Raw genomic sequence first — 9372 nt, forward strand, 5'->3', positions numbered from 1 at the left:
TGAGAAAATGGCGAGGTGTCGAACCACCTCAGCTCCTTGCGGGTAAGGGCCTCTGATCTCAACCCTTCAGATGCGGCCACAGTTGGCGCGCTCATCGACGCGTACCTTCGACAGACCGAACGTGAAAAGGCGGAGCACGCACTCCGGGCCGCCTTCACGGAATCCATGGCGCTTCCGGCTGCGTATCAAGACGAAGTGAATGCCCCGGCGTCGACATTCCGTGATGCTGCCGTTTACCTCGCGGAGATTGATTCCACACCGGTAGGCATCGCCGTCGTTAAGCATGTCGACGACGCGACAGAAATCAAGCGCCTCTGGGCTCAGCCCGAGGCACGCGGACGCGGCGTGGGGTCAGCTTTGCTCGATACCATCACGTCGCACCACGGCGGCCCGATTCGCCTCACGGTGTGGGACTGGCGTGCGGATGCGATACGCATGTACCGGTCCCGCGGCTTCGCACTCGTCACCCCGTGGGATGAGCGACCACGGCTCGTGTGTATGGAGCGGATGCCTTAACCTCGCGCCGTACCGACCGTCACAGCTCGACATCACCGCGCTTAGTTACACGGCCGCAATGGGCACGCAATAGGCTGCCCCCGTGGAACCTTGGGTAGAAGACGCAGCCAAACAGATCGAGAAGCTTCTCGGCGACCCGATGGCTGACGCCGTGCGGGGCCGGGTTCAGGTGCTCTCAGTATCAGAACGAGTCGGGCGGGCGGCGTACCAGGAGTGCCGCGTCGAAGTGCGTGCCGAAGCGCCCGGCATGGAACCAGCCACGGTGCAGACGACGGGTGTCTTCAACCGCGCGCACTGGCCGAAACCCGGAACGATCTACCCCGCCGCAATTGCGCCGCAGCATCCTTCATCGCTCGAGGTCAACTGGGAGTCGCCCCACGCCTAACTGCCGCCGTATCAGGCTTCACTTTCTGAGCCGCAACGTGAAACCACTATCGCCTCCGCGACGAAGATCGCCGAATCTTGCAGCCTGAACGGGCGAAGAAGATCGGTGCCGACGGTGCGAGCGAGAAGGCTTTCAGCCACGCGATTTCACTTCTCGAGGAGTCAGCTACGGCAGACTACGCGCGGCCATGGTCCGGAAGCGTTGCGAATCGCAGCTCATCGATAGGGTGTATCGGTAAATTGAATTGCCCTGCGCCGCAGGAAACTTTGGGGAGTAAGACTATGAACAGCGCGTTTAGCGAAGCAAACCTGATCATCGAGGCGAAGAAGATCCTGGGTGAGGACGCGGAAGTTCTCGCGGCAGGTAGGTTCAACCTTGCCAGCCTCGTCGGCGCTTCAATCGTCGGCAGCACGGGCGGCCTAGCAGCTGCCGACGTACTTGATCCCACGGGACTCAGCGACTCCAGTGGCGTCGGCGCAGCGATCGGCGCAATTGCGGGTCGGCATCTGGCGATGACAGCCGCCGCTGAAGAGAAAGGCGCTACGACGACTTTGCTCGTCGCCATCACGCCCGACACGATCCATGTGCTCAACGGCGACACCCACGGACGCCTCGAAGCAGAATTTGCGTCGTTTAATCGCGCCACCGTCGATCACAAGATCAAGAAGGTGGGGTTGATGCGCTACCTGACCCTTACCGACAGAGACAGCGACGCTTCTATTGAACTCGTGGGTTCGGTCGCATGGATCGCGCAGAACGCGCAGGGCGACAAAGTCGTCTTCGACCTGCTCGCCGTCAATCATCACGACTAACGGCGAGCGCGGCGGAGATTAGTCGCGGTGGCGAGGCTTGCGCGGCGGACGGTCGTCGCGCGAGTCGAACTCGCGATCTCCGCCGCGGCGCTTAGGCGCACCTGAATCGGGACGCATCTGAATCAGCTGACCCGAGATGCGGGTGCCAGCAAGCCGGTCGAGAACGCCCGCGGGCATATCTGCCGGAAGCTCGATGAGCGAAAACGCCGGGAAGATCTGAATCGCGCCGAAGTCGTCGCGCTGCAGTCCGCCTTCGTTCGCGAGCGCACCCACGATCTGGCGGGGCTCGACACGGTGACGCTTACCGACCGCGAGTCGGTAAGAGGCCATCGGCTTGCCGTTTCCACGACGCGGGCGCGACTCGCGGTCGCCGCGCTCGGGCCGGTCACGACGCTCGCCACGCGGGCTGCTCTCGCGATCGAAACGCTCTTCGCGGTCGCGCCTCGTGCGCTCGGCCTCGGGCTCAAGCAACAACGGCGACTCGCCCTGTGCAACGACGGCGAGGGCCGCCGCGACATCCGTTTCGGGCACATCGTGATTGCGCACGTAGTGAGCGATGATGTCGCGGAAGCCGTCGATACGCTCGTTTTGCTCGAGGGCTGCGGTGATGCGGTCATCGAACCGGGCAAGACGCGTGACGTTGACGTCGTCGACCGTGGGGAGGTGCATCTGCGTGATCGGCTGGCGGGTCGCTTTTTCGATACGCGCCAACAAGCCTCGCTCGCGCGGCGTGACGAAGCTAATCGCATCGCCCTTCCGACCGGCACGGCCGGTGCGGCCGATACGGTGCACGTAGGGCTCGCTGTCGGTGGGAATGTCGAAGTTGACCACGTGGCTGATGCGCTCGACGTCGAGGCCACGGGCCGCGACATCCGTTGCCACCAAAATGTCGAGCTTGCCCGACTTCAGCTGGTTGACCGTGCGCTCACGCTGCACCTGAGCGACATCACCGTTGATCGCTGCCGCCGAGTACCCGCGTGCGCGCAGCTTCTCGGCAAGTTCCTCGGTGACGTTCTTCGTGCGAACGAAGATGATCATGCCTTCGAAGTTTTCAACTTCGAGGATGCGGGTGAGGGCATCCACCTTTTGGGCGTAAGAGACCAGCAGGTAACGCTGCGTGATGTTGTTGGAGGTCTGCGTCTTGGTCTTGACGGTGATCTCTTCGGGATTGTTGAGGTACTTCTGCGAGATGCGGCGGATCGCGGCTGGCATCGTCGCCGAGAACAGGGCAACCTGCTTCTCGGCCGGGGTGTCAGCGAGAATCGTCTCGACGTCTTCGGCGAAGCCCATCTTGAGCATCTCGTCGGCCTCGTCGAGCACGAGGAACTTCAGTTCGGAAAGGTCAAGCGTGCCCTTTTCGAGGTGATCCATGATGCGGCCGGGAGTACCGACGACAACGTGGACGCCACGACGAAGGGCCGACAGCTGAACGCCGTAGCCCTGTCCGCCGTAGACCGGAAGAATGTGGACGCCGTTAATGCGGCCGGCGTATTTTTCGAAAGCCTCACAAACCTGCAGGGCAAGTTCACGAGTCGGCGCAAGCACGAGAGCTTGCGGTTTCTTCTGCGAAACGTCGAGCTGAGCAAGAATCGGGAGCGCGAAAGCTGCGGTTTTACCCGTTCCGGTCTGCGCCATGCCGACGACATCGCGGCCGCCGAGAAGTGTGGGAATAGTAGCTGCCTGGATGGCAGAGGGGGTCTCGTAGCCGACGTCGCTCAGCGCCTTCAGCACCGCCCCGTCAAGGCCAAGGTCAGAGAAGGTGATCGCGGCGGGCTCTTCTGGGGCCGCACCGTCGGCGGAAACATCTGTGGAGGTCACGCTTAAGGGTAGTCCCCCCAGTGCTGAGTATGCGCCCTGAGCGCTCAGTTGAGCCGAATTAGCTCAGACGCCGACACGCGAAAAGGCATCATGACTGATGCCCTGGTCGAGCACGACCTTGGCCCACTCCCGAGCCGAATGCAGCGAATGATCGCGATAGTTGCCGCACTCGATCTCTGAAACACCCGGGATGTCGGCCTCGACAGCTTCTTCTGCGATGAACCGCAGGCTCTCCGTGAGACCAGCAACGACCGCTGGAATCTCGGGCTCGCCCCACATGAGAAGGTGAAAGCCGGTACGGCACCCGAAGGGCGAAATGTCGATGACGCCGTCGACGTGATCACGGAGGAGCCCCGCGAGCATGTGCTCAATCGTGTGGAGCCCGGCCGTGGGGATCTCCGCTTTGTTGGGCTGAACGAGACGCACGTCGAAGTTAGTGATCGTGCCGCCACCCGGCCCATGCTCCACTCCAATGCGCCGCACATACGGCGCAATAACCGCGGTATGGTCGAGGGTGAAGCTTTCGATTTCTGCCATTAGTTCCTCCTCGTGAACGCAGCAAGGCGCTCGATCAATTCTGTAAGCGTCGCTTCATCATCGACAAGTCCGATGCGGATGTATCCACGGCCGCTCGCGCCGAAGCCGTCGCCCGGCGCCACCGCGACGCGCTGTTCATCACGAAGCCGCTGCGCAAACTGCACTGCGTCTTGAGCGCCAGGAAGCCGCACCCACACGAAGAAAGTACCGGCGGGCGCCGCTACATCCCACCCGAGCCTTTGGAGCCCTGCAATAACAAGGTCGCGGCGTCGCTCGTACACACTCACGAGATGGGCAACGCCCGACTGGTCTCCCTCAAGCGCCGCGGCGGCGGCGTCTTGGGTGGCACCGAACATCGTGCTGAACGCGTGCGCTTGGTACCGCTTCATCGCACTGATAATCGATGCGTTTCCCGCAGCGAATCCCACGCGCCAACCCGCCATGCTGTACGTCTTCGACAGCGTTTGCAGTTCCACAGTCACATCGAGCTCCGTGTCGACCGTGAGCGCAGATAGCGGCGTGCGCCCATCAAAACCGAGCGACGAGTATGCAAAGTCGTGCACGAAGGCAGCACCGGTGCGGCGCGAAAAGGCGAGAGCATCGTCGAACGCGGCACGCGACGCGAGCGCACCCGTGGGGTTGTTCGGATAGTTCAGAAAGAGAACTCGAGCGGCGTCGATTGCGGACAGCGAGTCGAAGTCGGGCTGAAAGTGAGGTTCGCGCAGGGGCAGAGTAACGGCATCCGCGTTCACCAGGGTCGCCGCCGAGCGATAGATGGGGTAGCCCGGGTCGGGCACAACGACGGCGCTGTGCGGATCGGCGAGAGACCCGACCGCCGCAATGATCGCTTCATGCGCGCCATGGAATATAGCGACCTCGGTATCGGGGTCAACGGCGACGCCGTGGTCTTCGCGGTACCTGAACGCCACAGCGTCTCGCAGTCTTTTGCGCCCCGCATACGACGGATAGCGGTGGTTCAGCGGCTCCGCAACGGCGCGCTGCATCGCAGCGACGATGTGTTCGGGGGTCGGAAGGTCAGGGTTTCCCTTGGAAACATCGATCACCCCGGGGCCATGAGCCTGTGCGAGCGCCGCGATCTGTAGATCCATGGCGCCCCAAAAGTTCGCCGGGAGCTCACGCACTCGGGCCGAAACGTCGAAGGTCACCACGACTCAACGCCTCCGATACCGGCGGGCTATCGATGTACCGAGCATCTGAACACCCTGCACCAAAATAATCAGCGTCACACAGGTGATGACCATCGCGAAGCCGTCGTAGCGCTGATATCCGTAAGAAAGCGCCAGGTCACCGATGCCACCGGCACCGACAGTTCCTGCCATAGCAGTCGCGTCAACGAGCCCCACGGTCGCGATTGTGACGGCAAGAATCAAGGATGCTCGCGCTTCGGGGAGCAAGAATCGCCAGAAGATCTGCATGGGAGAGGCCCCCATCGACCGTGCGGCCTCGATGACGCCCTGCGGAACTTCGAGAAGTGAGTTCTCAACGAGGCGTCCAATGTAGGGCGCGATCATCACCGTCAGTGGCACGATCGCGGCCCACACGCCGATACTCGTGCCGACGAGCACCCGCGTGAACGGCAGGATGGCGACGAGCAGGATGATGAACGGGAGCGAGCGCACAAGATTGACGAGCGTGCCGAGAACGATACTGACGGCACGATTCGGCAGCACGCCGCCGGGCCGTGTGAGTGCAAGAACTGCACCGATCACGATGCCGAGGAGAGAACCCAGCACGAGTGATACTCCCAGCATCTGCAGCGTTTCGCCCAGCGCCTTGAAGAAGATTTCGGGCGTGATGAGAGTCCATTTGCCATCGTTCATGCGACGACCTCTTCAAGCTGCACAACGCGCGCGGCGAGAAACTCCCGCGCGGCAGCCACCCGCTCGGGCGGCCCACCGACCTTCATGATCATGTGCCCGACCGTGTGCTCTTGAATCTCGGTCATATCGGCGTGCAAGACGTTGACCGAAACACCGATGTCGGTGATGAGGTCCGAAATGAGTGGCTGCGTGACCTCGTCATCAACGAGACGCAGACGCCACAGCCCCTCGCCGCCGAGGTGGGCGACAACACGCTCCGGTACGCCCTGCGGAATCACTGTCGACACGAAGTCCCGCGTGATCTGCGCCTGCGGATGGAGAAACGTCTCCAGCACTGTGCCCTGTTCAACGACTTCGCCGGCGGCCATCACCGCGACGTCATGAGCGAGGTCTTTGATCACATCGAGCTCGTGTGTAACGACAAGGATCGTCGTGCCGTATTCACGGTTGACACTTCTGAGAAGGTCGATGATCTGTGTCGTCGTCGTGGGATCGAGCGCACTCGTCGCTTCGTCGGAGAGCAGAATTCTCGGATTGCGGACGAGGGCACGCGCGATGCCGACGCGCTGTTTTTGTCCCCCAGAGAGCTCGCCCGCGTGCTTATCCCCCTTTTCACCAAGCCCAACAAAATCGAGCACCTCATTGGCGCGAGTCCGTGCGCGGGTGGCATTCACCCCATCGAGACGCAGCGGAAGTGCCACGTTGTCACGCACGCTCACCGTGTCGAGCAAATTGAACTGTTGAAAAATCATGCCGGTGCGTTTCTGCGCCTCACGGAGCGTTCGCCCGCTCAAAGCACCGACGTCGACACCATCAACGAGGACGCGACCGGTTGTGGGCTTCTCGAGTCCATTTACGAGTCGGATAAGTGTCGACTTGCCAGCGCCGCTGTAGCCGATGACACCGAAAATCGATCCGGGAGTGACCGTGAGATCAACGCCGCGAAGGGCCGCCGTTTCGGCAGCCCTTCCGGTGAACGTCTTCGAGACCTGTTCGAAGACGATTCCGCCCGCTGTTGGCGAACTCAATTGAACCAGGACGGCAGCTGGTAGCCGTCATACTGCGGGTTCGACTCGATGTACTCGATGAACTCCGGCGACTCGTAGGCATCCTTGATCGCCAGAGCCCAGTCCGATTCGAGATCATCGGCGCGCACGGTGACGACGTTCGAAAACTCAATGGGTTGATCTTCGACGGCGAGCGCGTCGTCGTAATCGAGTCCACCCGACACGATGAAGTTGCCCTGAATGGTCGCGTAGTCGACATCTTGAAGGGCGGGCACCTGCTGCGCGTTCTCGATCGGTGTGATGTTGAGGTTCTTCGGGTTCGAGGTGATGATCGACAGATCTGCGGTGTTCGGGTCGTCGACGTCTTCGAAATCGATCCAACCGACATCACGCAACACCAGGAGGCCGCGGTAGAGGTTGGATGGCGAGTTCGGCACGGTGATGGTCGCCCCGTCCTTCACATCATCGAGCGACGTCGACTTGCCGCCGAAGAGTGCCATCCGTGGCGTCGGAATCTGAACAAGCGCGGCGTTGTCGATTCCCTCTTGAGTGTTCACAAAGTCGAGGTAGACCGGGTGCTGCATGATGTTCGCGTCGATCTCGCCGTTGGCGACAGCGACGTTGATCACAATGCCGTCGGTGAAGTCCTGCGTGTCGACGGTGTAGCCCTCGTCTTCGAGGATTGGCAGGATGCCGCCCTCGAACATCTCCTGGTACGGCCCCGGGTTGAATCCGATGGTGATTTCGGTCTTCTCAGCGCCCGAGGCATCCGTGGTTTCGGCGTCGGCGCCGCTGCACGCCGTTGTTGCCAGAAGGAGTGCGGTGAACGTAGCCCCAATAAGGGCAGTACGCGTGACATTCATGGGTGCCTCTTTCGCTGTGGAAGACCGCGGCCACGCCCAAATTCGGTGCATGGGTGGCCGCGAGAAAAACGTTATCCACCACGTGCTCACTTCGTCTTGTCGCACGTCACAGAGCGCAACATGCGACGCCTGCTCAGTCGCAGCCCGCGCTCCCGCCGTTATTGGCTCCCCAGCTGATCGGGGTGGGTTAGGCGCCACCACGCAGTCGGCGGCTCAATCGATCCTTTGAGTTCCAAGGGCGCTGTTGCCGTGTTCGGGCCCGCAGTCCAGGTCAGACTTCCGACCTCTTCACCATCGACATATTCCGTGGGGTCCCAGGTATCCATCGTCAGCTCGATCGGAGTATCCGACCAGGTGAAAATAGCTGCGTCAGATCCCACGACAAGTTGAGCAGTCGAGCCCCATGGCGTCGAGTACGAACCCACCACCTCACCACTTTCGATCAGCGGCACGTCGTGGAAGCCCGCTCGAATGTCATCAAGCGCTGCACGCACGCCGGCGTTCACCGAATCGTGTGATGCCCCACCCAGCGCAACCCCTGTCACGCGAAGTGGCTCGTCGATACCGACCGGCAACGTCGCTGTGTAGAGCAGGTTGAATTGTCCCGCACCCAGATTTCCGGTTTTAAGCCCATCAATCCCGTCAACGCCCAGCAGATCGTTGGTGTTGAAAGCGGTACCACCGCCCGGAACTGAAATCGATGACGTTGCCACGATATTCTTCAGCGCCGGGTTGGCGTCGACAAGCCGTGCGATGGTCATGAGATCACTCGGCGTACTCGTGTTGCTCGGGCTGATACCGGTCGGTTCCACGATCGTTGTGTTGTCGAGGCCATTGGCGTTGAGCCACGTTCGGGCTGCTCCGACGAATGCACCCTGAGAACCGAAGGCCCAGGTCGACACCGCCTCGGCGTAGTTACTCGCAGAGGGAATCAACATCGTCGCAAGCGCGTCGTACTCCGACATCGACGTGCCCGTCGGCATCGGCGCGATCGTTGCGCCCATCACGTAGTACTTGTCGTAGAGGTCGTGAGCTGCTTTATCGAAAGTAATCGTGGGGCCGGGGTCAGCTGCATCCGCCAACGGCTTCGCGTCCAGCACGACGAGGGCGGTAATCAGCTTGCTGATGCTTGCGATCGACCGTGACTCATCGGGCCCGCTGGCCAGCCACGCGCCACTTTCATCGCCGCCGAGGTACTCGTCACCGCCCACGATATTGACGATCGACGCACCGTCGGCTGGAAGGGCGATCACGGCAGCTTCGGGTGTCGGTACTGCTGGCTCACGCAGCGAAACGGCAGCCGCATTCACGGGAGCCGTGAGCACCCACACCACATAGGCCCCGACCGATCCGAGAACGAGCACGATGACAAGGCCCACGACGAGAAATGCGCGGATCCAGCGACGGCGAATCCTCGGATCGGCGTGTCGAGATGCGCTCTGGTCTGAAAAATCGATCTCGGCCTCGAGTATCTCGGAAAAGTCAGAGAGATCGTCAGCAGAGTCGTGCTGCGTTGTCATTGCGGGCCCCCGTCCGTAACGCTGACATCCATCATGCAGCAACCGTTACAGATGAGGGCGGACTAATTCATCG

Annotated in this window: 11 protein-coding genes; 3 read left to right on the forward strand and 8 right to left on the reverse strand. The window is 61.6% G+C overall.

Annotated elements, in window-relative coordinates:
• Positions 1-15 precede the first annotated feature (15 nt).
• Positions 16-516 carry a GNAT family N-acetyltransferase gene (locus tag G6N83_RS05325; protein ID WP_165140047.1) on the forward strand — a complete coding sequence of 167 codons (501 nt, stop codon included), beginning with the start codon at positions 16-18 and terminating at the stop codon, positions 514-516.
• A gap of 82 nt (positions 517-598) precedes the next feature.
• The gene (locus tag G6N83_RS05330; RefSeq protein ID WP_165140049.1) at positions 599-901 is read left to right on the forward strand and encodes a hypothetical protein; all 303 of its coding nucleotides are present in this window, start codon (positions 599-601) and stop codon (positions 899-901) included.
• An 11-nt stretch (positions 902-912) separates the two neighbouring features.
• On the opposite strand, the gene G6N83_RS13915 is transcribed toward G6N83_RS05330, so the two are convergent.
• A complete protein-coding gene (locus G6N83_RS13915) occupies positions 913-1041 on the reverse strand; it encodes a hypothetical protein (protein ID WP_260149071.1) in 129 nt (42 codons plus the stop codon).
• A gap of 141 nt (positions 1042-1182) precedes the next feature.
• Here G6N83_RS13915 and G6N83_RS05335 point away from each other — a divergent pair, with 141 nt between their 5' ends.
• The gene (locus tag G6N83_RS05335; protein ID WP_165140051.1) at positions 1183-1713 is read left to right on the forward strand and encodes a hypothetical protein; all 531 of its coding nucleotides are present in this window, start codon (positions 1183-1185) and stop codon (positions 1711-1713) included.
• An 18-nt stretch (positions 1714-1731) separates the two neighbouring features.
• Here G6N83_RS05335 and G6N83_RS05340 read toward each other — a convergent pair whose 3' ends face one another.
• The 7 genes from G6N83_RS05340 to G6N83_RS05370 all read right to left on the reverse strand — a co-directional run bounded on the left by G6N83_RS05340 (position 1732) and on the right by G6N83_RS05370 (position 9299).
• Complete coding sequence (locus G6N83_RS05340) at positions 1732-3531, reverse strand: DEAD/DEAH box helicase (RefSeq protein WP_165140053.1); 1800 nt, start codon at positions 3529-3531, stop codon at positions 1732-1734.
• Positions 3532-3594: 63 nt separating this feature from the next.
• On the reverse strand, positions 3595-4068 hold the full coding sequence (locus tag G6N83_RS05345) for an S-ribosylhomocysteine lyase (protein ID WP_165140055.1): 474 nt from the start codon (positions 4066-4068) through the stop codon (positions 3595-3597).
• Positions 4068-5237, reverse strand: coding sequence for an aminotransferase class I/II-fold pyridoxal phosphate-dependent enzyme (locus G6N83_RS05350; RefSeq protein ID WP_165140058.1), 1170 nt, complete (start codon positions 5235-5237; stop codon positions 4068-4070). Before G6N83_RS05350 ends, G6N83_RS05345 begins: the two co-directional genes overlap by 1 nt.
• Before the next feature lie 3 nt (positions 5238-5240).
• Complete coding sequence (locus G6N83_RS05355; RefSeq protein WP_165140060.1) at positions 5241-5909, reverse strand: methionine ABC transporter permease; 669 nt, start codon at positions 5907-5909, stop codon at positions 5241-5243.
• A complete protein-coding gene (locus G6N83_RS05360; protein ID WP_206535827.1) occupies positions 5906-6937 on the reverse strand; it encodes a methionine ABC transporter ATP-binding protein in 1032 nt (343 codons plus the stop codon). The genes G6N83_RS05355 and G6N83_RS05360 overlap by 4 nt, the downstream gene beginning before the upstream one ends.
• The gene (locus G6N83_RS05365) at positions 6934-7779 is read right to left on the reverse strand and encodes a MetQ/NlpA family ABC transporter substrate-binding protein (protein ID WP_165140062.1); all 846 of its coding nucleotides are present in this window, start codon (positions 7777-7779) and stop codon (positions 6934-6936) included. The genes G6N83_RS05360 and G6N83_RS05365 overlap by 4 nt, the downstream gene beginning before the upstream one ends.
• Before the next feature lie 158 nt (positions 7780-7937).
• Positions 7938-9299, reverse strand: coding sequence for a D-alanyl-D-alanine carboxypeptidase family protein (locus G6N83_RS05370; protein WP_165140064.1), 1362 nt, complete (start codon positions 9297-9299; stop codon positions 7938-7940).
• Positions 9300-9372 lie beyond the last annotated feature (73 nt).

This window comes from Microbacterium endophyticum (assembly GCF_011047135.1).
In the GTDB taxonomy this organism is placed as follows: Bacteria; Actinomycetota; Actinomycetes; order Actinomycetales; family Microbacteriaceae; genus Microbacterium; species Microbacterium endophyticum.

Coding starts and splice junctions, on each gene's coding strand:
- G6N83_RS05335 (WP_165140051.1), top strand. CDS start 1,183: ATGAACAGCGCGTTTAGCGAAGCAAACCTGATCATCGAGGCGAAGAAG.
- G6N83_RS05345 (WP_165140055.1), bottom strand. CDS start 4,068: ATGGCAGAAATCGAAAGCTTCACCCTCGACCATACCGCGGTTATTGCG.
- G6N83_RS05370 (WP_165140064.1), bottom strand. CDS start 9,299: ATGACAACGCAGCACGACTCTGCTGACGATCTCTCTGACTTTTCCGAG.
- G6N83_RS05355 (WP_165140060.1), bottom strand. CDS start 5,909: ATGAACGATGGCAAATGGACTCTCATCACGCCCGAAATCTTCTTCAAG.
- G6N83_RS05365 (WP_165140062.1), bottom strand. CDS start 7,779: ATGAATGTCACGCGTACTGCCCTTATTGGGGCTACGTTCACCGCACTC.